We start from the raw sequence: 24962 nt of genomic DNA on the forward strand, positions 1-24962 counted from the left end.
GGTTGTTGTACGCTTCGCCAGATCCAACACAACCGAGCGGGACAAGGTGCGATGGCAGGCCAGATTGAAGACGACAAGCGCATCGGCGTAACCGTGATTTCAGGCTTCCTGGGCAGCGGCAAGACCACGCTGCTGAACCGCCTGCTTCACGAGCCTGCCTATGCCGACACCGTGGTCGTGGTCAATGAATACGGCGATATCGGGGTCGATCACCATCTGGTCCGCTTGGCGCCTGCCAATGTCGTCCTGATCGAGGGCGGCTGCCTGTGTTGCGTCGTCAGCGGGGCGGTGGTCGATACGCTGCGTGAGCTTTTCATGTTGGCGGTCAGCCGGCGGATCAAGCCGTTTCGCCGGGTGATTATCGAAACCAGCGGGTTGGCCGATCCCGCTTCGACGCTGTTCATGCTCAAGCACGACCGGTTCCTGGCGGAGCGCTACGCGTATCGCGGCGCAATCGTGTTGGTGGATGTGCGTCATGGTGAATCGCAATTGGCCAACCAGCCCGAAGCCGCGCGGCAGTTGGCCTTGGCAGACACCGTCGTGCTCAGCAAGTCCGACCTGGCCGACGCCGCGCAGTTGCGCCGCGTAGAGCAGGCAGTCATTGCCATTAACCCGGGGGCGCGGCGTTGTGTGCAGCGCCAGGATGCGCCGCTGGCCGGCATCTTGCGCGAAGGGCCCGATGTGGCAGCGCGCCGCGATGGTGCTGCCTTGTCGAATTGGCTTCAGGCGTTTATCCGGCCACCGGCCGACCGGCATGGCCAGGTTGCGAGTTTTTCTTTGTTCTTGTCGTCGCCCCTTGGGCGTGCCGCGTTCCTTGCTGGTGTGTCCCGCATTCAAGAGCGCTATGGGCAGGGAATTTTGCGGATGAAGGGGCTGGTGTGCTTCGAAGGGGAGGCACTGCCTTGCGAGGTGCATGGGGTTCATGGCGAGCTGTACCCCTTGCGCGCACTGGCGCAATGGCCAACCGACGACCGCGCATCGCACCTGGTCTATATCGTGCGTGGCCTGGATGTTGCCGAGGTTCGCGCGGCCGTTGCCGAGGCGTTGTTGCAGCCGCCGGCTTGAGCCTGCCGTGCTGGCGTGAGTGCTCAAAATGTCGCCATTTAGGCGCAGATGTTGCACTGAAATACGGTATAACCGGTACGGTCTGATGCAAGAATCGAGACAATCATGGATCGTTTGAAGGCGATGCAGGTGTTTGTAGAGGTTGCTGACCGGGGAAGCCTGTCGGCGGCGGCGGTTCATCTGGACATGTCGCGCGCCATGGTTTCGCGCTATCTGGCTGAAATGGAGCAGTGGGTCGGGGTGCGCTTGCTGCACCGTACGACGCGCCGCCTGAGCCTGACCCCCGCGGGCGCCGAGACGCTACCCCGTTGCCGCCAGATGCTTGATATGGTGGGTGACCTGCGAAGCGCGGTATCCACGCCTGAAGATACCCCTAGGGGGTTGTTGCGAATCACCACCAGCATGTCGTTCGGTTCAAGGCATCTGGCCAGCGCCGTGACGGATTACGTGAAGCTGCACCCAGGCACGTCGGTCGACTTGATGTTGGTCGAGCGCGCCGTCAACCTCGTGGAAGAGCGGGTCGACCTCGCGGTGCGCATCACCAATGACCTGGATCCGAACCTGATCGCTCGCAAGCTGGCGGTTTGCCGGTCGGTGGTGTGTGCATCCCCCGAATATTTGGCGCGAGAGGGGGGGCCGGCTCGAATCGAAGACCTGTCACTGCGAAACTGCCTGACGCATTCTTATTTCGGCAAAAGCCTGTGGCGTTTCGAGCGGGAAGGCTTGCCCGTGGATGTGCCGGTCAGCGGCAATATCAGCGCCAACGAAGTGTCCGTGTTGCTGCATGCTGCGTTGGAGGGGGCGGGTATTGCGATGTTGCCCACTTACTACGCCAATGAATATATTGCGGCGGGGCGTTTGAAAGCGATCTTGCCCCAATGCAAACCCCAGGAATTGGGTATTTATGGCGTTTATGCGTCGCGCAGGCAAATGCCCTTGATACTGCGTTCCATGTTGGACTTTCTGGTTGAGCGCTTGGGTTCGGCTCCTTGGGACAAGCCAGGTGCCTGATCCAGGCCACCCGCGCACGCGTTTCAGGCTTGAGGCACAACGTTATGGCGGTATAATTCGCCAATTACGCGGACGGCTGGCCATGGGTGTTGATGTCAGTCCTGGCAAATCGGTGTCCGCTGGCATGTACCTTCAAAATATCCAAGAATCGTAAGGCTGGCCAGCGTCCGGCCAGGGCGCGACGAAGCAGGTCTTCGCTTGCGCAGGGGTGATTGATTGTCGGGCGTGTGGCCGGTCGCCATATTGCCAAGATCATTGGCCGCGGATTCGGGCCGTTGATACTGACCGCCGTGAAATGCAGGCGTCGGGTTCCGGCGCTTCCCTCGGGCTTGCCGGCCGTTGATGCCGGCTTTTCCAGAATTTGCTTAAAGCGTCTGCCGCGATATCCGATGCGCAGACACTACGCCTTTATCTTGACCCGCTCGCCTTTCGTGGCGCCAGCCTGTCATTGGCAGTCAACCCAGGAATCTTGTGAACAATACGCCGATCAACGCCGTCGATTGCAGCCCCGTCTTGATGGCGGGTTGGCGGGCCGAGAAAGCCGGCGCGGTGACGTTCGCTTCCGTGCAAGCTGTGTCCGCACCAGCTGGTTTTAGCTATATCCGTGAAGCACAAATGAAAAAGGCCCGGCGCATTCGCCGGGCCTTCATCAAATTTGGTTGCGGGGGCAGGATTTGAACCTACGACCTTCGGGTTATGAGCCCGACGAGCTGCCAGACTGCTCCACCCCGCGTCTGAGAAAAGAATATTAACCTTATTTTCAACCTAGCGCAAGTTAGCCCTTTGTGAATTTGAATGTCGATGAACGATAGCGAGGCAATACTCGTGCTGGAAACCGCGTTGTTATGCGCGGTGCAGCCGATGCAACTGTCCGATATGCGCAAGCTATTCGGGGACGATGAACAATTCGATAACAGCAAGCTACGCGGGCTGTTGGAGACGCTGCAAGCCAATTGGGCCGATGGCGGCCTCGAGCTGGTGCAGCTGGCAAGCGGCTGGCGATTCCAGAGTCGCCCGCATATGCAGCGGTACCTTGAGCGCCTGAGTCCTGAAAAGCCGCCCAAGTATTCGCGCGCGGTCATGGAAACGTTGGCGATTGTTGCCTGGCGCCAGCCCGTTACGCGCGGCGATATCGAAGATATACGTGGCGTGACGGTGTCTTCGCAAATTGTGAAGGCCCTGGAAGATCGTGGCTGGATCGAGGTGATCGGGCATCGCGATGCGCCGGGTCGTCCTGCGCTGTTCGGCACCACGCGACAGTTCCTGGATGATCTGGGGCTGCGCGCGCTGGACGAGTTGCCACCTCTGGAGTCTGCCCACGCCGCCGCCGCGCTCGCGGGGTTGGACCTGGGTGAAGTCCAGCAACTGACGGGCGAGGGCGCTGAGGCGCCGGAAGGGGCAGCGGCAGTTGGGGGGGCGGACGCCGCTGCCGACGGGCAAGTCAGCATTGCCGAGGCGGGCGAGGGCGGTGAACATGCCCAAGGCGAGCTTGCCGTAGAAAATATGGCTGACCCCGAAGAAAATGACCCTGTTCCAGTTGCGGAATTGTCAGTTTCGGAACAGGATGCACCCATAGACCCGGTCGATAGCGTAGAATCCGTCGTTTCGCGCACAGAAGAAGGCGCGAATCCCGACGACGAACCCACCGTCCGGGAGCAAGCCGCAGGCTTGTCCAATATGCCGACCCCGTCCGGTTTTCCCGACGACAGGTTCGGTAACGACATTTCCGATATGGCCGCCGACCCCTCTACGGCCGGTGCTGCAAAGGAAAGTGTCGCGAACGCAAAACACGCGGAACCGACCGACCCGATTGACGAGACCGATCACGCAGCGCCTGGCGCCGCCGGGCATGAGCCCGCTTTCGGCCTTGATGATCCTGTTCGGCCCGAACCCGATGCCGTTTCCACGGCCTCGGACGAAGCGGATCCGGCGCAACCTGGCGCCGGTCGCGATTCGGCGTCCCCTGATGATGACGAGCCCGCCCCTGGCAGGCCTACCCAAGTTTGAAATTCGGAGCTGTCCCAGTGACAACGAATACAGCAATGCAGGACGACAATCCCCGTTCGGATGACGCCGTTTCCAACGGTCAGCCGGACGCCTCCGCCGCGCGCGAACCCTCTGCTGAAGGCGATGCCGGCGCGCGTGGGCGCGGTCGCAAGCTGAGGACGCCGTTCCGCCGTCGCCGTGGCGACGCCGCCGCAGAGCAGGCACCCGCTGAGGGCCAGTCCGTTGCGGCCGCGGCACCGGTTGAGTCGGCTGACTCCCGGGGTGGTGAGCAGGAAGCGGAGCAAGCGTTGTCGTATCTCGACAACACCGATCGCATGGAACAGCGCCTGGGCAAGTACCTGAACAGCGATTCGGTCATGCCCAAGCTGCACAAGGTGCTGGCGGACGCCGGCATCGGCTCGCGCCGCGAGATGGAAGAGTTGATCGTTGCTGGTCGCGTGTCCGTCAATGGCGAGCCGGCCCATATCGGCCAACGCGTTGCGCCCAACGATCAGGTCCGCGTGAACGGCAAACCGATCATGCGCACGAATACGAAAAAGCCGCCGCGCGTAATTCTGTATCACAAGCCGGCTGGCGAAATCGTCAGCCATGACGATCCGGCCGGTCGCGCCAGCGTGTTTGCACGCTTGCCCAAGCTGCGCACGGGCAAGTGGCTGTCGGTGGGGCGCCTTGACCTGAACACGGAAGGTCTGCTGATTTTCACGACGTCGGGCGACATGGCCAACCGCATCATGCATCCGCGCTATGGCACGGAACGCGAGTACGCGGTCCGGGTGCTGGGCGAGATGGACGAAGCGCAGCGCCAGTCGCTGGTGGACGGCATCGAACTTGAAGATGGCGTGGCCGCGTTCGGCGCGCTGGATTACCTGGGTGGCGACGGCAGCAACCGCTGGTATCGCGTGACCTTGCAGGAAGGGCGCAACCGCGAAGTCCGCCGCATGTTCGAAGCGGTAGGTGTGACGGTCAGCCGCCTGATCCGCACTCGCTTCGGTGACGTGGTCCTGCCGCGCACGTTGCGTCGTGGTCGCTGGGAAGAATTGGATGGTTCGCTGGTTACCGCGCTGATGGTCCAGCTGGGCCTGTTGCGCGATGACGACGAGTCCGGCGGCAACCGTCGCCGTTCGAAGCAGCCCGTGTCGCATGACAGCGCGCTGCCTCCCGGCTTCGGCACGATGGATCGCAATGGCATGAACGGCGCCCGAATCGGTCGTCGCGGCAAACTGCAAGGCGGCCGGCTGGGTAGCGCGGGTCAAACCGCCGCATGTCCGTCCGATCCCTTTGGCACCGGATTGATGATTGCCGGTGGCTATGCCAACGGTCATCCGCTGGCCTCGGAAGGGCCGGGCGGCAACCGCAAGGGCGGCAAACCCGGCGGCGAGCGTTCGGCCGCAGCTGGTGGCGGCCGTCCTGGTGGCAAGCAAGGCGGCAAGCCGGGCGGAAAACCGGGCGGCAAGCCGCGAGGCCCGCGCGGTCCGCGCGCGGCGGCGGCAGATGGTCAACGCGGCAACGTGGCTTCGGCTGATGTCGGGGCCGGCAACGTGGCCGAAGCGCCCGTGGGCGGTGGCCGCAAACCTTCGGGCGGCAAGCCCGGTGGCAAGCCGGCGGGTGCGCGTGGCGCCAATGGTGGGCGTAGCGGTAACGGCAAGCCTGCCGGCGCCGGCGGCCGTGGCGGCAATAAGGCGGAAGGTTCGCGCAATGCCGGCGGCTCGGCTGCGAACAAGGGTCCGGGGGCGGGCGGCAAGCCGCGCGCTCCACGCAGTGCTTCCTCTGCCTCGTCGGGCCCGCGCGGCGACGATTGGCAGCCGCGAGGCGCCTCGGCGCATGAATCGCGGTTGGGTGTGATGGGCGGACGAGGCCGTCAGGGCCGCTGATCCGCTTGCTGGCGGCGCGTTTGGCGCGCCGCCGACCCCGATATGTCCCGTATAAGCGTAAGCCCGTGACGAATCAGGCGTTTTTCCAGTTTATCTGGTAAAATCAATGGTTTTCATGGCTTCGCGTCATTGCCCTTTGCCGGGCGATGGGGTCGAGATGCCGCTTTGGCAGGCTTGTTGTTGCCAATGCTGGGGTCAAAGCCGGGGTCGCGGCTGGTATGAGTGCTGGTATGAGTACCGGTTCGAATGCTGGTATGACTGCCAGGTGTTATAGGCGGCAGCCGACAGCAGTTTGCATTAGCAATTGAAGCGCAGCGGGTTTGCAATAGCTGCGGTTCTCAGCGGTTGTTGAATACGAAGTTGTTCAATAGCAGTTTGGCATCGGATATGCGCCAAGTGCCGCCGGACCCGAGGTTTCAATATCGGGTTGTGGGGCAGGCAGGGTCGGAATGACCCGTGGTGCATCAATTTAGGTCGCAATATAGGGCGCTGCCCAGCATTGCTCCTTACGTGCAGTAGGGAAGCGGCTGGGCTCTGCGCAATATCGGTGGGCTGGGCGTGCAGCCCATTTTTTTTGAGTATATGGCTGATTTATTCGCATTGACCGAAGAGGCTCTGGCCGGCATGGACGTCGAACTCGTGGACGTCGAGCGTGCCGCCCTGGGCCTTTTGCGCGTAACGATCGATCGGGTCGGCGGTGTGCGCATCGAAGACTGTGAACAGGTTTCCCGCCAGTTGTCGCGGGTGTTCGAAGTCGAAAACGTCGACTACAAACGACTGGAAGTCGGTTCGCCGGGCATTGACCGCCCGTTGCGCAACGAAGCCGAATTCCGCCGGTTTGCAGGCGAGCGCATCGAAATCAAGCTGCGTGAGGCATTAGACGGACGTAAGGTTTTCTCCGGCACGTTGACCGTGCCCGAAGACGACTCCGCCGCCTCGGAAGCCGACGCTGGGATGCACAAGACCGTCTTCGGTCTCGAATTTGAGGCAAAAAAGAACGAAATCCAGGTGTTGAATTTCACGGTCGAAGATATCGAACGTGCAAAACTGGATCCCGTTCTGGATTTCAAGGGCAAAAAGCGATGAGTCGCGAAATTCTTCTGTTGGTCGATGCCTTGGCGCGTGAAAAGAACGTCACGCGTGACGTCGTGTTCGGTGCGCTGGAAAGCGCGCTGGCCTCGGCCATGAAAAAGCGCTTCAAGGATGATGCGGACATTCGTGTCGCCATCGATAGGGAAACCGGCGATCACGAGGGCTTCCGCCGCTGGCTGGTGGTGCCCGACGAAGCGGGCCTGCAAGAGCCCGACAAGCAGGAAATGCTGTCGGACGCGCAAGAAATCGTTCCTGATATTCAGGAAGGCGAATACATCGAAGAGCCGCTTGAGCCCATCGAATTCGGCCGTATCGGCGCGCAGGCGGCCAAGCAGGCCATCTTGCAAAAGATCCGGGACGCTGAACGCGAACAGGTGCTGAACGACTTCCTGGACCGTGGCGAAACCATTGTGTCCGGCACGATCAAGCGCATGGACAAGGGCGACGCCATTGTCGAAACCGGCAAGATCGAAGCGCGCCTGCCGCGTTCCGAAATGATCCCGAAGGAAAACCTCCGGGTTGCCGACCGTGTCCGCGCCTACGTGTTGCGTGTTGACCACGCCGCGCGTGGTCAACAGGTGATCCTGTCGCGCACCTCGCCCGAGTTCATTCGCCAGCTGTTCGAGAACGAAGTGCCCGAGATCGAACAGGGTCTGCTCGAGATCAAGGCTGCCGCTCGCGACGCGGGTGTGCGTGCCAAGATCGCCGTGGTGGCATACGATAAGCGTATCGACCCGATCGGCACCTGCGTCGGCATGCGCGGTTCGCGCGTCACCGCGGTTCGTAACGAGCTGGGTGGTGAACAGGTCGACATCGTGTTGTGGTCTGAAGACCCCGCGCAGTTTGTCATTGGCGCCTTGGCGCCGGCCAACGTCGAATCGATCGTCGTTGATGAAGACAAGCATGCGATGGACGTCGTGGTTGACGAAGAAAACCTGCCCAAGGCCATCGGCGCCAAGGGTCAGAACGTGCGCCTGGCGTCCGAGCTGACGGGCTGGCAGATCAACATCATGACGCCGGAAGAAAGCCTGAACCGCCAGGAAGTCGAGCGTTCGGGTCTGCGCACCACGTTCATGAGCAAGTTGGACGTTGATGAGGAAGTCGCCGACATCCTGATCGACGAAGGTTTTACCGGTATCGAGGAAATCGCTTACGTACCCATGCAGGAACTGCTGGAAATCGAAGCGTTTGACGAAGACACCATCAATGAATTGCGCGCCCGTGCCCGCAATGCGCTGCTGACTGAGGCAATTGCCCAGGAAGAGCGTCTTGAGACCGCACAGGATTTGCTTGAACTCGAAGGCATGACGCAAGAACTGGCTGCAAAGCTGGCCGAGCGTCAAGTGCATACGCGTGATGATCTGGCCGAATTGGCAACGGACGAACTGGCGGAAATTGCCGGCTTGACCGAGCAGGAAGCCAGCGACCTCATCATGCGTGCCCGTGCCCATTGGTTCGACGAAGAATAACCAAAAGGACACGGGTCTGCGGTGGGTAGTGCTGGATTCATCCACCGCAAGTTCACGTTGTTTGTAATAGCTGCATATAGGGAAGAGAGAGCCTAATGTCGAGTAACACCGTCGCCCAGTTCGCTACCGAGCTGAAAATGCCTGCCAATGTGCTGCTGGATCAGCTGCGCTCGGCTGGTGTTGACCTCAAATCGGTTGACGATTCCGTCACCGACAGCGACAAGGCGAAATTGCTCGAATCGCTGCGTCGCGCCCATGGCGCGACCGAAGGCAAGAAGATCACCTTGACGCGCCGCCAGACGTCCGAGATCCGGCAGGCTGATGCCACCGGCCGCTCGCGCACGATCCAGGTTGAAGTGCGCAAGAAGCGCGTGTTCGTCAAGCGTGATCCCTCCGAAATCGCCCTTGAGCAAGCCGCGTCCTCGCGTGCCGAAGATGAAGTTGCGATCGAAGAAGAGCAGCAGGTGTCCGCGCCGGCTGCACCCGAGGCTCCTGCCGTGGTCGAGCCCCGCGAGACCACTGCCGACAAGGCCGAGGCTTCGGCCCCTGCCGCGGCACAAGAGCCCGTTGCTGTAGAAGCGCCCGCGCCGGTTGAAGCGCCCGCGCCTGTTGAACCCGTCGCGGCCGAAGTGCCCGCCCCCGTCGAGGCGCAAGCCGCCGAAGTCCAGGCCCAGCCTGAACCCGAACCGACGCCGGCGCCTGCTCCTGCCGAGCCCGTGGCCGAAGAGGCCAAGCCCGAAGTTAAGACTGAATCCACCGAGCCCAAGGCTGAAGAAGCCAAGCCGGAACCCGTTGTGCTAGCCAATAAGTCCGATACACCTTCCCCCGAGGCCACTGCGCCGATCGCCCAGGCGCAGCCTGCCGCGAAGTCCGAACCCGTGAAAACCGCCGCGCCCGCGCCGGCCGCGCCCCCCGTCAAGGTGGGCAACCGTGCCGACAACCGCCGCGCCGGCCCGCCCCTTGCTGCGTCCGCTACGTCGGGTGGCCGCGATGAGGCGCGCCGTGCCGCCGAGGCCGAAGCCGCCGCGCTGCGCGAGATGCTGAATCGTCCGCGCAAGGTGCTGCGTGCTCCTGAACCGGAGGCCCCCGCTGCCGCCGCTGCCGCGCCGATTTCCGGCACGCTGCACAAGCCGGCCGGCAAGCCGGGTGCCACGCCTGGCGCCAAGAAGGACGCCAAGCCCGCCGCTCCTGGCGCGAAAAAGACCATCAAGACCGCCGAAGTTGCTTCGACCTGGTCGGATGACGCCTCGCGCAAGAAGCCCGCCGACAAGCCGGCCGCCCCGGCCAGCCGTGATGGCTGGCGTGCAGGTGGCAAGGGTGGTGGCAAGGGTGGCGGCCGTGGTGGCCGCAACCAGCAGAACGACCGCCGCAACGAGCCCGCACCGCAGGAATTCATTGCACGCGAAGTTCACGTGCCGGAAACCATCAGCGTGGCCGACCTGGCTCACAAGATGTCCGTGAAGGCCGCCGAGGTCATCAAGCATCTGATGAAGCTGGGCCAGATGGTCACCATCAACCAGGTGCTTGACCAGGAAACGGCCATGATCGTGGTCGAGGAACTGGGCCACGTGGCCATCGCCGCCAAGCTGGACGATCCGGAAGCATTCCTGGACGAATCCGCCACGGTGTCCGAAGCCGAACAACTGCCGCGCGCTCCGGTTGTGACCGTCATGGGCCACGTCGACCACGGCAAGACCTCGCTGCTGGATTACATCCGCCGCGCCAAGGTTGCAGCGGGCGAAGCCGGCGGCATTACGCAACACATTGGCGCCTACCACGTTCAAACCGAACGCGGCATGGTGACCTTCCTTGACACCCCGGGCCACGAGGCGTTCACTGCCATGCGTGCCCGCGGCGCCAAGGCGACCGACATCGTGATTCTGGTGGTTGCCGCCGACGACGGCGTGATGCCGCAAACGCGTGAAGCCATCCACCACGCCAAGGCCGCGGGCGTGCCCATGGTTGTGGCCGTGACCAAGATCGACAAGCCGTCGGCCAACCCCGAACGCGTCAAGCAGGAACTGGTTGCCGAACAGGTCGTGCCGGAAGAATACGGTGGTGACGTGCCCTTCGTGGGCGTGTCGGCCAAGACCGGCGAAGGCATTGACGATCTGCTGGAAAACCTGCTGCTGCAAGCCGAAGTGCTGGAATTGAAGGCTCCGGAAGACGCACCCGCCAAGGGTCTGGTCATCGAAGCCCGTCTGGACAAGGGCCGTGGCCCGGTCGCGACGATTCTGGTGCAAAGCGGCACGCTCAAGCGCGGCGACGTCGTGCTGGCCGGCGCAAGCTTTGGCCGCGTGCGCGCCATGCTGGACGAAAACGGCAAGCCGATCCAATCGGCGGGCCCGTCCATCCCGGTGGAAATTCAGGGTTTGACCGAAGTTCCCGCCGCCGGCGACGAACTGATGGCGCTGTCCGACGAACGCAAGGCGCGCGAAATCGCGCTGTTCCGCCAAGGCAAGTTCCGCGACGTCAAGCTGGCACGCCAACAGGCCGCCAAGCTGGAATCGATGTTCGACAACCTGGGCGAGGGCACGCAAACGCTTACCCTTATCGTCAAGACCGACGTGCAGGGTTCGCAGGAAGCGCTGGTTCAGTCGCTGGTCAAGCTGTCGACCGACGAAGTCCGTGTGCAAGTGGTGCACGCGGCCGTGGGCGGCATCTCGGAAACCGACATCAACCTGGCTATTGCCTCGAACGCGGTCGTGATCGGCTTTAACGTGCGTGCGGAAGCAAGCGCCAAGAAGCTGGCCGAGAACAACGGCATCGACGTGCGCTACTACAACATCATCTATGACGCCGTGGATGAAGTTAAGGCGGCCATGTCGGGCATGTTGGCGCCCGAGAAGAAGGAAGAAATCATCGGCCTGGTCGAGATCCGTGAGGTCTACAGCATCTCGCGCCTTGGCAACATCGCTGGTTGTATGGTGCTTGACGGCATCGTCCGCCGCGATTCCCAGGTACGCCTGCTGCGCAACAACGTGGTTCACTGGACGGGGCATCTTGAATCGCTGCGCCGCTTCAAGGACGACGTCAAGGAAGTCAAGTCGGGCTTCGATTGCGGTCTTACGCTGCGCGGCAACAACGACATCCAGGTGGGTGACCAACTGGAAGTCTTTGAAATCAAGGAAATCGCGCGTACGCTGTAAAGCGTCGCGAGGCATTATTGCTAATGAGCCGTCACAAGTCCAAAGCCATCCCCGGCCGCAATTTGCGGCTGGCCGACCAGATCCAGAAGGATCTGGCCGAGATCATCCAGCGCGAGATCGATATGTCTCGCGCCGGGCTGATCACGCTCTCTGGTGTGGAATTGTCGACCGACTACGCGCATGCCAAGGTGTGGTTCACGGTTTTGGGCGCCGAGCCCGAAGCCGCCACCGCCTTGCTGAACGAAAAAGCCGGTTGGCTGCATTCCCAGCTTTACAAGCTGCTGCACATTCACACTGTCCCCACTTTGCGCTTCTTCCACGACGAGCAGATTGCCCGTGGCATCGAAATGTCGATCCTCATCGACCGCGCAAACCGGCCCGGCCCGCACTCGGGCGTGCCTGACGAACCTGAAGACCAGTCCTGATCGGGCTGTCGTCACTGCTTTTCAACCGGATTCCGACGATGGCTAAACGACGCGGGCTTTTGCTCGACGGTGTGCTGTTGCTCGACAAACCCGTAGGTTTGTCGAGCAACCACGCCTTGCAACGCGCCAAGCGTTCCATGGACGCGGCGAAAGCCGGTCATACGGGCACGCTGGATCCCTTCGCCACCGGCTTGCTGGTGTGCTGCATGGGACGCGCAACCAAGATTTCCGGCGCGATGCTTAACGCTGACAAGGCGTATCGCGCTACGCTGCAATTTGGCAGCGAAACCGATTCTGGCGACCTGACCGGCAATGTCGTGTCCACCGCCGAACCGGGCTTTACCGTTGACGAACAGGCGCTGCGCGACGCGCTGTCACGTTTCTCGGGCACGATCGAGCAGATTCCGCCGATGTACTCCGCGCTCAAGCGCGATGGCAAACCGCTGTACGAGTACGCGCGCGCCGGCATCGAGCTGGAACGGGCCCCGCGCCAGATCACGATTCACCGCATCGAGCTGTTGTCCCTTTCGGGAACGCAGGCAGAGATCGATGTGGCTTGCAGTAAAGGCACATACATCCGAACACTGGCCCAGGACATCGGGCGCGTGCTGGGCTGTTTCGCCCACCTGACGGCGCTGCGGCGCACGCATGTCGGGCCATTTTCTCTGGAACGCGCCGTTGAGCTGGAAGCCTTGCAGGCCATGCCAGACCCCAAGCAGGCATTGCTTGCACTGAACGAATTGCCGGAGGGCTTGCTGCCCTCCACCCTGACCTTAAAGGACTCGCTATGACTCGCGCCTTGCGCAACGTCGCCATCATCGCCCACGTGGACCACGGTAAAACAACCCTGGTCGACCAGCTGCTGCGCCAATCCGGCACCTTCCGCGAAAACCAGGCGCTGACCGAACGGGTCATGGACTCGAACGACCTGGAAAAAGAACGCGGCATCACGATTCTGGCCAAGAACTGTGCCGTTGAATACGAAGGCACGCACATCAACATCGTCGACACCCCGGGCCACGCTGACTTCGGTGGCGAAGTCGAACGCGTGCTGTCCATGGTTGACGGCGTGCTGCTGCTGGTTGACGCCGTTGAAGGCCCGATGCCGCAGACCATTTTCGTGACCCGCAAGGCGCTGGCCCTGGGCCTGAAGCCGATCGTGGTCGTCAACAAAGTTGACCGCCCGGGCGCCCGTACCGACTTCGTCATCAACGCCACGTTCGACCTGTTCGACAAGCTGGGCGCGACGGAAGAACAGCTGGACTTCCCGGTGGTGTACGCCTCGGGCTTGTCCGGCTACGCCGGCCTGACCCCGGACGTGCGCGAAGGCAACATGCGCCCGTTGTTCGAAGCCATTCTGCAGCACGTGCCGCAGCGTGACGACGATCCCAACGGCCCGCTGCAGATGCAAATCATCTCGCTGGACTACAACAGCTACGTCGGCAAGATCGGCGTGGGCCGCATCAACCGTGGTCGCATGCGCCCCGGCATGGAAGTGGCTTACAAGTTTGGTCCCGACGGCCAAGGCGGCAAGGGCCGCATCAACCAGGTCCAGAAGTTCCACGGCCTGGAGCGCGTTGTGGTTGAAGAAGCCGAAGCCGGCGACATCGTGCTGATCAACGGCATCGAAGAACTGGGCATTGGTTGCACCGTGACCGACGTGATCACGCAGGAAGCCCTGCCGATGCTGCGCATCGACGAGCCGACGCTGACCATGAACTTCATGGTTAATACGTCGCCGCTGGCCGGCCGCGAAGGCAAGTTCGTGACCAGCCGCCAAGTGCGCGACCGCCTGGACCGCGAACTGAAGTCCAACGTGGCGCTGCGTGTGCGCGACACGGGCGACGACACGGTGTTTGAAGTGTCGGGCCGTGGCGAACTGCACCTGACGATTCTGCTGGAAACGATGCGTCGCGAAGGCTACGAGCTGGCCGTGTCGCGTCCGCGCGTGGTGTTCAAGGACATCGACGGCGTGAAGTGCGAGCCGTTCGAATCGTTGACCATCGACGTTGAAGATGCCCACCAGGGTGGCGTCATGGAAGAGCTGGGCCGCCGCAAGGGCGACCTGCAAGACATGCAGCCGGACGGCCGTGGCCGTACGCGTCTGGAATACCTGATCCCGGCCCGTGGCCTGATCGGCTTCCAGAACGAATTCCTGACGCTGACGCGCGGCACGGGTTTGATGAGCCACATCTTCCACGAATACGCCCCGGTCAAGGAAGGTTCGATCGGCGAGCGTCGCAACGGCGTGCTGATCAGCCAGGACCAAGGCGATGCCGTGGCCTACGCGCTGTGGAAGCTGCAAGATCGCGGCCGCATGTTCGTGAGCCCGGGTGATGCGCTGTATGAAGGCATGATCATCGGCATTCACAGCCGTGACAACGACCTGGTCGTGAACCCGATCAAGGGCAAGCAGCTGACCAACGTGCGCGCCTCGGGTACCGACGAAGCCGTGCGCCTGGTGCCGCCGATTCAGATGTCGCTGGAATACGCCGTGGAATTCATCGACGACGACGAGCTCGTTGAAATCACGCCGAAGTCGATCCGTCTGCGCAAGCGCCATCTGCTGGAAAACGAACGCAAGCGCGCCGCGCGCGAAGCCTCGGTCTAAGGCGAGCCCCCGGGGATATTCCTCCCTGGCGGTTCGGCAGCAAAAAGCCGCGCACCTTTTGGTGTGCGGCTTTTTTTCATGGGCGCGCGCGTCGGCCCACTGCGGGGCCGCCGCCGGAGGACTACACCCCGCTTTGCTGATGCCGGTATTCCTGCGTGGCGCCGCCATATCCATAGGCTGCTGCCCGCGCGTCGATCACGTGTACGTACGAGCATTCGTGCAGCTCGCCCAATATCTGCTGGAAGGACGCATAGATCTCTTTGATATAGCGCGCCTTTTCGGCCTTGGTGTTGGTTTCGTCCGTGACGCTGATGTCCAGGTGGAAGGCGTTCTTGCCCAGTTCCGATAGCGGCTTGCCGCCGATGAACCAGAGATCGTGCGGGATGTGCTGCAACGTAATGGCGATGACAGGCAGCTTCTTGCCCAGCACGGACTGTGTCAGTCCGGCCACCGAGTCGACCACGCGACGATTGATGACGGGGTCCGATTGACCGGAAATGTGTATGACGATATGGGGCATGACTGGCTCCTGTGTGTAAGGGTACAAGGCCAGTGTAGAGAGGCGTTTGACATCGGAAAAGCGGGAAATTACGATTCCATCCATCGACTTATCCGTTGGATACCGTATGTCTGGATTTGACCTTGACCAGTTGCGCACGCTGGTCGCCGTGCTTGATGCCGGCAGCCTGACGGCGGCGGCGCCCAAGGTTTTTCTGTCGCAGTCATCGGTCAGCGAACAGATGCGCAAACTGGAAGAGCGCGCCGGCCAGGCGCTGCTGATACGCGCCAAAACGGGCGTGACGGCCACGCCGGCGGGCGAACGGCTGCTGCGTCACGCCCGCGCCATTCTTGCGCTTAGTGACGAGGCCTATCGCGATTTACGCGGCGTGGCGCTGCGCGGCGAATTGCGGCTGTTCATCACGGATTACTTTCGCCCCGGCGACGTGGCGCGCATGCTGCGGCGCTTGAACGAACAGTATCCGCAGGTGCGCTTGCACGTGACAATCATGAAAAGCGGCGCGATCGAGGCTGCCTACGAACGAGGTGAAATCGACGTGGGCATATCGATGTCGATCCAGGAACGCGGTGCGCCACGGGCCAGGGCCCAGGGTGCATTGCTGCGCCGCGAGCCGCTGCTATGGATGGCGGCGGAAGGCGCCGCGGCGCCCGCTGGCGAGCCCTTGCCGCTGCTGGTCTTGCCCGAGACATGCGCATTGCGCCAGTACGTAGAGCGTCAGTTGACGCGGCGCGCCGTGCCCTACGCGGTGGCGCATGTGGCATCCGGCGTGGCGGGCTTGCAGCTGGCTATTTCGGCGGGCCTGGGGGTGGCCTGCCTGAACGAGTCGGCGCTGGCGCCCGGCATCGCGCGGTTGCATGCGCCCGGCCTGCCGACGCTGCCGTCGGTGGAATTTCGGTTATTGCCCGCCCGCCCCGGAGAGAGCGAGTTCATCGGCCTGGCGCGCGAAGCCATCGTCAAAGCCATGGCTTGAGGCGATGGCTTGGGGCGATGGCTTGAGGCGATGGCCTGAGACGACGACCCGAGATGCTGGCGTGAAGCCATGCGCTTGAAACGGCGGCCTGGGGCGGCCGCCGCATCATGCTTGAAGTCGAGCCCAGGGCTCAGGCCGGAGCTCAGGCCAAGCCTCAGGCTCAGGCGGGCAGGGACGGCGCGTATTGTGCTTCGGAAGTGACTTTGTCATGGAATTCCACGACGCGGCGCACCACTTTGACGGGGTCGTCCTCGATGATGAAAAGGTCAAGGTCGTGCGCGCCGATCATGCCGTTACCCAGCACCTGATCGCCCAGCCACTCGACCATGCCCGACCAGTATTCGCTGCCCACCAGCACGATGGGCGCGGGCGGGACTTTGCCAGTCTGGATCAGCGTCAGCGCTTCGAAGAGCTCGTCCAGCGTGCCAAAGCCGCCCGGCATCGCCACGTAGGCGAAGCTGTGCATGAAGAACGTGGCCTTGCGCGAGAAGAAATACTCGAATGACAGGCTGATGGTTTGGTATTCGTTGTTGTGCGCTTCGTGCGGCAGGCTGATATTCAGCCCGATGCTGGTGCCGCCTGCTTCGAAGGCTCCCTTGTTGGCGGCCTCCATGATGCCGGGGCCGCCCCCTGCAATGACCGCGAACCCGGCGCCGGCCAAGGCGGCCGAAATGGCAACGGTGGTTTCATAGTGGGGGGAGTTGCGGCTGACGCGTGCGCTGCCGAAGACACTGACTGCGGGCCCGATGTTCGCGAGCTTATCTGCCGCCGTCCGTATCTCTGACATAATCAGCGGAATTTGTTTGCCGGCGGGTGTTTCCATATCTGCCTTTGTAACCATGAAAAAAACCTTATTACTGGTCGACGGTTCAAGCTACTTGTACCGCGCTTTCCACGCTATGCCTGATTTGCGCAACGCGCAAGGCGAACCCACGGGTGCGCTGTACGGCGTGGTCAATATGCTGCGCAAGCTTGTATCTGAGCATAAGGCAGAGTATGCCGCATGTATTTTCGATGCTCGCGGCAAGACTTTCCGAGACGATCTGTATCCCGAATACAAGTCGCATCGCCCGCCCATGCCGGAAGATCTGGCCGCGCAGATCGAACCCATCCACCGCGCGGTGCGCGCGCTGGGCTGGCCGGTGCTGGCCATCGAAGGGGTAGAGGCCGACGACGTGATCGGCACGCTGGCCAAGCGCGCCGCCGAACACGATGTGCACACCATCGTCTCGACGGGCGACAAGGACCTGGCGCAGCTGGTCAACAGCCACGTCACCCTGGTCAACACCATGACCGGCGAAGTGCTGGACGAACCCGGTGTGGTCAACAAGTTTGGCGTGCCGCCCGACCGCATCGTCGACTACCTGATGCTGGTGGGCGATACCGTCGACAACGTGCCGGGCGTGACCAAGGTCGGCCCAAAGACGGCCGTGAAGTGGTTGTCCGAATTCGGCTCGATCGACAAGCTGATCGAAGGCGCCGACAGCATCAAGGGTGTAGCCGGCAACAATCTGCGCGAGGCCATCCCCAACTTTCCGCTGACCCGCCAATTGCTGACGGTGAAGTACGACTGCGACCTGACCGGCCATGTCGAAAGCGTGGACGACCTGAAGCCGCGCGAGCGCGACGACGCCACCTTGACCGAGCTGTACGAGCGCTACGGCTTCCGTACCTGGCTGCGCGACCTGACCGGGGATGCCGAGCGCGTGCCTGCGGGCGATGCGCGCATCGCGGTGGATGTGCCGGAGGCGCCCGCCGAGCTGGACTACCGCATCATTTCCGACTGGGCCGAGTTCGACGCCTGGTTCGAGCGGCTGCAACACGCGTCCCTGGTGGCGCTGGACACTGAAACCACGTCGCTGGACCAGATGCAGGCACGGCTGGTGGGCTTGTCCTTGGCGGTAGAGCCGGGCGTTGCCTGCTACATCCCCGTGGCGCATCGCGGGCCGGACGGCGCCACGCAGTTGCCCAAGGCCGAGGTGCTGGCGCGCCTGAAGCCGTGGCTGGAAGATGCGTCGCGCGCCAAACTGCTGCATCACGCCAAATACGACGCGCATGTGTTCGCCAACGAGGGCATTGCGCTGGCCGGCATTACCGACGACACGATGCTGCAAGCGTATGTGCTGGAATCGCATCGCGGCGTGGGGCTGAACGACCTGGCACAGCGCTATCTGGGCCGCAGCGGCGTGTCGTACGAAGACCTGTGCGGCAAGGGCGCCAAGCAGATCGGCTTTGACGAGGTGGCTGTCGACAAGGCGGGGCATTACGCCGCCGAAGACGCCGACTTCACCTTGCAATTGCACCGTGTGCTGCGCCCGATGGTGGCGGCTGACCAGGGGCTGGACCGCATCTACCAGCTTGAGATCAAGGTGTCGGCGGTGCTGACCACGATCGAACGCAACGGCGTGAAGGTGGACGCCGAAGAGCTGGGCCGCCAAAGCCACAAGCTGGGCCAGGAAATGCTGCGCCTGGAGCAAAAGGCCTATGAACTGGCCGGCCAGCCCTTCAATTTGAATTCGCCCAAGCAGTTGGGCGAAATCCTCTTTGAACGCATGCAGTTGCCGGTGGTGCGCAAGACCGCCAGCGGTGCACCGTCAACCGACGAAGACGTGCTGACCAAGCTGGCGCTGGACTACCCGCTGCCCCAGGTGCTGCTGGAATACCGGGGCCTGTCCAAGCTGAAGTCCACCTACACGGACAAGCTGCCGCGCATGATCAACCCGGCCACCGGCCGCGTGCACACGCGTTATTCGCAGGCGGCGGTCATCACGGGCCGCTTGGCCTCGTCCGATCCCAACTTGCAGAATATTCCCGTGCGCACCGAGGCGGGCCGCCGCGTGCGCGAAGCCTTCATTGCCGAGCAGGGCGTGCTGCTGTCGGCCGACTATTCGCAGATTGAACTGCGCATCATGGCGCACGTGTCCGATGACGCCAATCTGCAAAGCGCGTTCGCCGCCGGCGAAGACATTCACCGCGCCACGGCGGCCGAAGTGTTCGGCGTGGCCTTGGCGGACGTGTCGACGGACCAGCGTCGCGCGGCCAAAGCCATCAACTTTGGCCTGATCTACGGCATGGGCGTGTTCGGCCTGGCGTCCAACCTGGGCATCACCCGGGACGCCGCGCAAGCCTACATCGACCGCTATTTCGCCCGCTATCCCGGCGTGGCGATGTACATGGAAAATACCCGCAGGCTGGCGCGCGAACAGGGCTACGTCGAAACGGTTTTCGGTCGACGCCTGCAACTGCCCGAGATCCGTGGCGCCTCGGGGCCGCGTCGGCAAGGCGCCGAGCGGGCCGCCATCAACGCGCCCATGCAGGGCACGGCGGCCGACCTCATCAAGCTGGCCATGGTGGCTGTGCAAGATTGGCTGGAAGCCGAAAAACTGCAAACCCGCATGATCATGCAGGTACACGATGAACTGGTTCTGGAAGCGCCGGATGCCGAGATCGATGTGGTCAAGGAAGCGCTGCCTCGCCTGATGTGCTCGGTGGCCGAACTGCGCGTGCCGCTGGTCGCGGAAGTGGGCATGGGCAAGAACTGGGAACAGGCGCACTAAGCGCTGCGGGTTCTGCACGGAAATTCCGATGGGCCGTCCTTGGACGGCCCATTTCCGATTTTGGGATTGCAACAATATAATGTTGCGCTTCCTCCCCGCCTATACTGCGTCCCCCAAATGTTGCTGCTCTGGGTCCTGCTTGCCACCGTAACCGGCGGGCTTATTGCCGTCTTTGTCGCCAGCTGGCTGGCCTACAAGGTGTTCGCCCAATACCTGCATCACATGGTGAGCCTGTCGGTGGGCGTGCTGCTGTCGGTGGCGCTATTGCATCTGCTGCCCGAGGCCTTCGAGGGCGCGGTCGGCAACGCCCATGCCTTGTTCGGCCTGATGCTGGCGTCGCTGATCGGCTTTTTCGTGTTGGAAAAGATTGCGCTGCTGCGTCATAGCCATCACCACGAGGGCGACGGGCATCACCACCACAAAGGCCACGACCACCACGAAGCGGGGCGCGGCGGCGTGCTGATCCTGATTGGAAGTTCGCTGCACAATCTGTGCGACGGGGTGCTGGTGGCGGCGGCGTTCCTGACGGACCCGCTGCTGGGCGTGCTGACGGCGGCGTCGATCATCGTGCACGAAGTGCCGCACAAGCTTAGCGATTTTGTCGTGCTGCTCAATGCCGGGCTGCCGCGTCGCCGTGCGTTTTCGTTGATCCTGTTCACCAGCTTGTGTTCAGCCGTGGGCGGCATAATAGGGTACTTTGTGCTGCAGCAGGCGCAGGACTGGGTGCCGTATATCTTGGTGGTTGCCGCAAGCAGCTTCCTGTATATCTCGGTGGCCGACCTGATGCCGCAGATGCATGAACGGGTGTCCCTTTCGGATGCCGTCCCGCAGTTGTTGCTGGTGGGCTTGGGTGTCGCGCTGATCTACAGCGTGACCACGCTGATGCACCATGGGCACGAGCACGAGGCCGACGCCGGTACTGGCGCGCCCCATGCGGAGCACGCCCACACGCATTAGGGCGCGCGCGGACGGGATGCCTGCTTGTCGATCTGTCGATCAATCCCCCACAGGAGCGTCCCCCATGAGCTTTTCCGCCGCCGCCGGCAACGTTGCCCCCACCGTCATCCACACTGACACCGAAGGCCTGGTTCACGCTGACTTCAAGCTGCCCGTGGCAGACGGGTCCATCGCCGCCTATTACGCCGCGCCCGAAGGCCGCCAGGACCTGCCCATCGTCCTGGTGGTGCAGGAAATCTTCGGCGTGCACGAGCACATCAAAGATCTTTGCCGACGCATCGCCAAGGCCGGTTACCTGGCCGTGGCCGCGAACCTGTATGAACGCCAGGGCGACGCCTCCGTCTACACCGACATTCCGAAACTGATTGCTGAACTGGTCAGCAAGGTGCCGGATGAACAGGTGTTTTCCGACCTGGACGCCAGCGTGGCCTGGGCGGCGGAGAACGGCGGCGACCCCAAGCGCGTGGCCATCACGGGCTTTTGCTGGGGCGGTCGCCTGACGTGGATGTACGCCGCTCACAACCCGGACGTGAAGGCCGCCGTGGCCTGGTACGGCAAGCTCAGCGTGGGCCACGGCCCGCTGATCAAGCGGGTGGCGTTCGATGTGGTCAACGAGCTGCATGCGCCGGTGCTGGGCCTGTACGGCGGCAAGGACGCCAGCATCCCGCTGGCCGATATCGAGACCATGAAGACCAAGCTGGCGGGCGGTAACGCGGCGGCCAGGCAGTCGGAATTCGTGGTGTACCCGGATGCGGACCACGCGTTCCTGGCGGACTACCGAGCCAGCTACCAGCCTGAAGCGGCCAAGGACGGCTGGAGCCGGATGCTGGCGTGGTTCCAGCGCTATCTGTAATGTGCGCCGGGGGCAGGGTCAGTTTGCGCTGTCCTGACTAAAGCGCGGGGCCGGGCGGGGGAAGCGCCCGCCGTCCGCCGCAACACGCCTGGGTTGGCGGGCTTCCGTCTAAAGCGCGCTTGCGCGCCGGGTTGCCGCTTCCCCCGGACCCCGCTTTCGCTTAGTTGCCCGCTTCGCGCAAACGGCTGGGCAGAAGCTCGCCGTGGCGGGCCAGCAGCGGATACGCCGCGGCGCCCACCAAGTGAGAGTTGATTCCCTTCATATCCCGCAGGATGTCCAGGTATAGCGCGCCGACTTCGGCCGCGTCCACCTGGCCTGACTTGATCTTTTGCAGATGCGTGTCGGCGGCCTGCGTTTCGATGGTGCGGAAACGCGCCTTTTCGCCGGCCAGCGCCCGCGCCTGGCGCAGATCGTCGTTGACGAACAGGGCAGCGGCCTGCCGCTGGTTTGCGATCAACTGGCCCAGCGTGTCATCCAGGCTGGCGCGCTGTTCGGGCGAGAACGTCCAGCCCTGTTTGCGCAGCTTGGCCACGTGGCTCAACAGGCCGTGGTGGGCGATATCGCCCGCGTGGCCGATGTTGCTGGCAAAGGCCAGGATATCGTCCATGCGTTGAATGTCGTCACGCGTCATGTTTTCCTGGTCCAGCGTGGCTAGGTAGGTCGTGATGGCGTTTTCCAGCTTGTCCAGCGCGGCATCCAGCTGCCGTGCCTGCACCATGCGGTGGCGGTTGTCGCGCTTGAAGCCGGCGCGCGCATACAGCAGCAGCGTCTGCACCATGTCGGCCATGCGCAGCGCTTCGCGGGCGGCGTTGCCCAGCGCCACGGCGGGCACGTCATGCGCCCATTCATCCAGATATTGCGGCCGGGAAGGGTCGTTGGGGTCGGCGCGCTTGGGCAGCCAGCGTGTCAGCAGGGCCGCGTAGGGCGACAGCAACGGCAGGAACAGGATGGCGATGACCGCGTTGAACAGCGTGTGGAAATTGGCCACGGCGCGGGCCGGGTCGCTGGCCATGTCGCTCATCAGGGGTTGCAGCACGGGCAGCAGGATCAGGCCGGCCAGCACGCCCAGCACGCGGGTCAGCAGGTTGCCCAGCGGCAGGCGGCGCGCGGCGGGATCGTCGCCCGTGACGCCTTCGATCATCGGGTTGATGGCCGTGCCCAGGTTGGCGCCCAGCACCAGCGCAAAGGCCACGTGCGGCGCCACCATGTGATGGCTTGCCAGCGACATCACCAGCACCACGACGGCCACGCTGGAGTGCGCGGCCCAGGTGAACGCGGCCGACAGCAAGACGGCGGCAACGGGCTGGGTCGACAAGGCGTCCAGAATCATGCCCAGCATGGGCGCCGTCTGGAACGGCTCGAACAATTCAACCAGCTGATGCAGGGAAAGCAGCAGCAGGCCCAGACCGATGAACACGCGGCCCAGGTCGCGCGTGCGGCCGGGGGGATACCGGCGGAACATCCAGACGCCCGCCAGGATAAGGATAGGCGCCAGCGAGGTCAGGTCGAATGACAGCAGCTGCACGATCAGCGTCGTGCCAACGTTGGCCCCCAGCATGGCGGCCAGCGCGGGCACCAGGCCCACCACGCCGCCCGCGGCGAACCCCGTGATCATCAGCCCCGTCGCGGTGCTGCTTTGCAGGGCGGCGGTAATGCCCAGGCCGGCGGCAAAGGCGCGCAGGCGGGTGCCCAAGGCCCGGCCCAGCGCAGCGCCCAAGGCCGCGCCGAACGCGCGCTGGACGCCGGTTTGGACCATGTGCACGCCCCAAAGCAGCAGGGCGACGTAGCCGGCGAAGTCAAGCAGGGTAATAAGTCCAGACATCCAGGGGTGTTCCCGTTCTTTTTATGACAAGTAATAATTCTGTAATGATCGCATGCCTGACCGGGTGACGGAACCGGTGGCGGCGATACAGCATACGCCCCGCCGTCCATTCCTGCGCGCGGGGGTGGCAACGCGTATCATTGCCTGACTATTCTTTGATGTATTGGAGTATCGCGTGGCCGTTTCCGTATTCGATCTGTTCAAGATAGGCATAGGCCCGTCTAGTTCCCATACGGTGGGTCCGATGCGGGCCGCCTTGCTTTTCGCGCAAGGCCTGGAACGCGATGGCCTGATGTCGCGCGTGGCGTATGTCCGCGCCGAGCTCTACGGGTCGCTGGGCGCGACCGGCAAGGGGCACGGTACCGACAAGGGCGTACTGCTGGGTCTGATGGGCGAAGCGCCCGACACGGTCGACCCCGCCGCCATTGCCGGCATGATCGCCTCGGTGCGCGCCAGCCGCCAGTTGCCGCTGCTGGGCCGTTACCCGGTCGCCTTCATCGAGAAAGAACACATGGTGTTCTATCGTCGCGAAGCCATGGCCGAGCACCCCAACGGCATGAAATTCCACGCCGTCGACGCCAATGGCGAGTCGCTGCGCGAATCGCGGTACCTGTCGGTGGGCGGTGGCTTCGTCGTGACCGCCGGCGCCTCGAACAGCCAGGTGATCGCCGCGCACAATCAGCTGCCGTACCCGTTCCGCTCGGGCCGCGAACTGCTGACGATGTGCCGCGAAAGCGGCCTCACCGTGGCGCAGCTGATGATGAAGAACGAGCTGACCTGGCGCGAGGCCGCCGAGACGGACAGCGGCCTGGACCGCATCTGGCAGGTCATGCAGGACTGCGTGGCGCGCGGTTGCGGCATCGACTACCCGGAAGCCGACGGCGAATTGCCCGGACCCTTGCGCGTGCGTCGCCGCGCGCCGGAGCTTTACCGCAATCTGACCCAGCGCGCAGAGCGCACCTTGTCCGACCCGCTGTCGGTCATGGATTGGGTCAACCTGTATGCCATGGCGGTCAACGAAGAGAACGCGGCGGGCGGCCGTGTCGTCACGGCGCCCACCAATGGCGCGGCCGGCATCATCCCCGCCGTGCTGCACTATTACGATCGCTTCGTGCCCGGCGCCAGCCGCGAGGGCGTACGCGAGTTCCTCTTGACCGCCGCGGCGATCGGCCTGCTGTACAAGTACAACGCATCGCTGTCGGGGGCCGAAGTGGGCTGCCAGGGCGAAGTCGGTGTGGCCTGTTCGATGGCCGCCGGCGGCTTGGCCGCGGCGCAGGGCGGCACGGTGGAACAGGTTGAGAACGCCGCCGAGATCGGCATGGAACACAACCTGGGCCTGACGTGCGACCCCGTTGGCGGGCTGGTGCAGATTCCCTGTATCGAACGCAACGCCATGGCGTCCATCAAGGCCGTCAACGCCGCGCGCATGGCCCTGCGCGGCGACGGCCAGCACTACGTGTCGCTGGATTCCGTCATCAAGACCATGCGCGAAACCGGCGCCGACATGAAGACGAAGTACAAGGAAACGGCGCGCGGCGGCTTGGCGGTGAACATCGTCGAGTGCTGATGCCCGAGCGCTGAAG

At 63.3% G+C, this 24962-nt stretch carries 19 protein-coding genes and 1 tRNA gene; 16 read left to right on the top strand and 4 right to left on the bottom strand.

The features are described 5' to 3' along the window. The first annotated feature begins 51 nt into the window (after positions 1 to 51). The 3 genes from AC6LJY_RS09670 to AC6LJY_RS09680 all read left to right on the top strand — a co-directional run bounded on the left by AC6LJY_RS09670 (position 52) and on the right by AC6LJY_RS09680 (position 2754). Positions 52 to 1065: a CobW family GTP-binding protein gene (locus AC6LJY_RS09670; protein WP_314361072.1), complete on the top strand. Its 1014-nt coding sequence runs from the start codon at positions 52 to 54 to the stop codon at positions 1063 to 1065. Positions 1066 to 1170: 105 nt separating this feature from the next. Next, positions 1171 to 2076 carry a LysR family transcriptional regulator gene (locus AC6LJY_RS09675; RefSeq protein ID WP_498135819.1) on the top strand — a complete coding sequence of 302 codons (906 nt, stop codon included), beginning with the start codon at positions 1171 to 1173 and terminating at the stop codon, positions 2074 to 2076. Positions 2077 to 2547: 471 nt separating this feature from the next. Further along, positions 2548 to 2754, top strand: coding sequence for a hypothetical protein (locus AC6LJY_RS09680; protein ID WP_498135820.1), 207 nt, complete (start codon positions 2548 to 2550; stop codon positions 2752 to 2754). Here AC6LJY_RS09680 and AC6LJY_RS09685 read toward each other — a convergent pair. Further along, a tRNA-Met gene (locus AC6LJY_RS09685) sits at positions 2733 to 2809 on the bottom strand. The two genes, AC6LJY_RS09680 and AC6LJY_RS09685, sit on opposite strands and share 22 nt — an antisense overlap. A 62-nt stretch (positions 2810 to 2871) precedes the next feature. Here AC6LJY_RS09685 and scpB point away from each other — a divergent pair. The 8 genes from scpB to typA all read left to right on the top strand — a co-directional run bounded on the left by scpB (position 2872) and on the right by typA (position 14700). Next, positions 2872 to 4083: an SMC-Scp complex subunit ScpB gene (gene scpB, locus AC6LJY_RS09690; RefSeq protein WP_498135821.1), complete on the top strand. Its 1212-nt coding sequence runs from the start codon at positions 2872 to 2874 to the stop codon at positions 4081 to 4083. A 35-nt stretch (positions 4084 to 4118) separates the two neighbouring features. Beyond that, positions 4119 to 5954, top strand: coding sequence for a 23S rRNA pseudouridine(2605) synthase RluB (gene rluB / locus AC6LJY_RS09695; RefSeq protein ID WP_162941170.1), 1836 nt, complete (start codon positions 4119 to 4121; stop codon positions 5952 to 5954). Positions 5955 to 6536: 582 nt separating this feature from the next. After that, positions 6537 to 7040 (top strand): ribosome maturation factor RimP, encoded by a 504-nt coding sequence (gene rimP, locus AC6LJY_RS09700; protein ID WP_498135822.1) that lies wholly within the window; start codon positions 6537 to 6539, stop codon positions 7038 to 7040. Beyond that, positions 7037 to 8515 carry a transcription termination factor NusA gene (gene nusA, locus AC6LJY_RS09705; RefSeq protein ID WP_006218270.1) on the top strand — a complete coding sequence of 493 codons (1479 nt, stop codon included), beginning with the start codon at positions 7037 to 7039 and terminating at the stop codon, positions 8513 to 8515. Before rimP ends, nusA begins: the two co-directional genes overlap by 4 nt. Positions 8516 to 8610: 95 nt before the next feature. Continuing rightward, positions 8611 to 11664: a translation initiation factor IF-2 gene (gene infB, locus AC6LJY_RS09710; RefSeq protein WP_219991956.1), complete on the top strand. Its 3054-nt coding sequence runs from the start codon at positions 8611 to 8613 to the stop codon at positions 11662 to 11664. A gap of 23 nt (positions 11665 to 11687) precedes the next feature. Next, the gene (gene rbfA / locus AC6LJY_RS09715; protein ID WP_006218273.1) at positions 11688 to 12089 is read left to right on the top strand and encodes a 30S ribosome-binding factor RbfA; all 402 of its coding nucleotides are present in this window, start codon (positions 11688 to 11690) and stop codon (positions 12087 to 12089) included. Between the two features lie 38 nt (positions 12090 to 12127). After that, on the top strand, positions 12128 to 12880 hold the full coding sequence (truB, locus tag AC6LJY_RS09720; protein ID WP_046802776.1) for a tRNA pseudouridine(55) synthase TruB: 753 nt from the start codon (positions 12128 to 12130) through the stop codon (positions 12878 to 12880). Next, positions 12877 to 14700, top strand: coding sequence for a translational GTPase TypA (gene typA / locus AC6LJY_RS09725; protein WP_046802777.1), 1824 nt, complete (start codon positions 12877 to 12879; stop codon positions 14698 to 14700). Before truB ends, typA begins: the two co-directional genes overlap by 4 nt. 121 nt (positions 14701 to 14821) lie before the next feature. Here typA and AC6LJY_RS09730 read toward each other — a convergent pair whose 3' ends face one another. Next, positions 14822 to 15220 (bottom strand): tautomerase family protein, encoded by a 399-nt coding sequence (locus AC6LJY_RS09730; protein WP_498135823.1) that lies wholly within the window; start codon positions 15218 to 15220, stop codon positions 14822 to 14824. A gap of 106 nt (positions 15221 to 15326) precedes the next feature. Between AC6LJY_RS09730 and AC6LJY_RS09735 the strand changes: the two genes are divergently transcribed. Beyond that, on the top strand, positions 15327 to 16190 hold the full coding sequence (locus AC6LJY_RS09735; RefSeq protein WP_046802779.1) for a LysR family transcriptional regulator: 864 nt from the start codon (positions 15327 to 15329) through the stop codon (positions 16188 to 16190). Positions 16191 to 16350: 160 nt separating this feature from the next. On the opposite strand, the gene AC6LJY_RS09740 is transcribed toward AC6LJY_RS09735, so the two are convergent. After that, positions 16351 to 17031, bottom strand: coding sequence for an LOG family protein (locus AC6LJY_RS09740; protein WP_448707060.1), 681 nt, complete (start codon positions 17029 to 17031; stop codon positions 16351 to 16353). Between AC6LJY_RS09740 and polA the strand changes: the two genes are divergently transcribed. The 3 genes from polA (at position 17030) to AC6LJY_RS09755 (ending at position 21557) form a co-directional block, all read left to right on the top strand. Next, positions 17030 to 19747, top strand: a complete 2718-nt coding sequence (gene polA / locus AC6LJY_RS09745) for a DNA polymerase I (protein ID WP_498135824.1) — start codon at positions 17030 to 17032, stop codon at positions 19745 to 19747. The two genes, AC6LJY_RS09740 and polA, sit on opposite strands and share 2 nt — an antisense overlap. 117 nt (positions 19748 to 19864) lie before the next feature. Further along, a complete protein-coding gene (locus AC6LJY_RS09750; RefSeq protein WP_498135825.1) occupies positions 19865 to 20704 on the top strand; it encodes a ZIP family metal transporter in 840 nt (279 codons plus the stop codon). Between the two features lie 64 nt (positions 20705 to 20768). Continuing rightward, entirely contained in the window at positions 20769 to 21557 is a 789-nt protein-coding gene (locus AC6LJY_RS09755; RefSeq protein ID WP_498135826.1) for a dienelactone hydrolase family protein, read from the top strand. A gap of 160 nt (positions 21558 to 21717) precedes the next feature. Here the strand turns inward: AC6LJY_RS09755 and AC6LJY_RS09760 are convergent, their stop codons facing one another. Next, on the bottom strand, positions 21718 to 23379 hold the full coding sequence (locus AC6LJY_RS09760; protein ID WP_046802783.1) for a Na/Pi cotransporter family protein: 1662 nt from the start codon (positions 23377 to 23379) through the stop codon (positions 21718 to 21720). Between the two features lie 175 nt (positions 23380 to 23554). Between AC6LJY_RS09760 and AC6LJY_RS09765 the strand changes: the two genes are divergently transcribed. Further along, on the top strand, positions 23555 to 24946 hold the full coding sequence (locus AC6LJY_RS09765) for an L-serine ammonia-lyase (RefSeq protein ID WP_046802884.1): 1392 nt from the start codon (positions 23555 to 23557) through the stop codon (positions 24944 to 24946). Positions 24947 to 24962: the final 16 nt, after the last annotated feature.

This window comes from Achromobacter sp. RT286_PF (assembly GCF_059760425.1).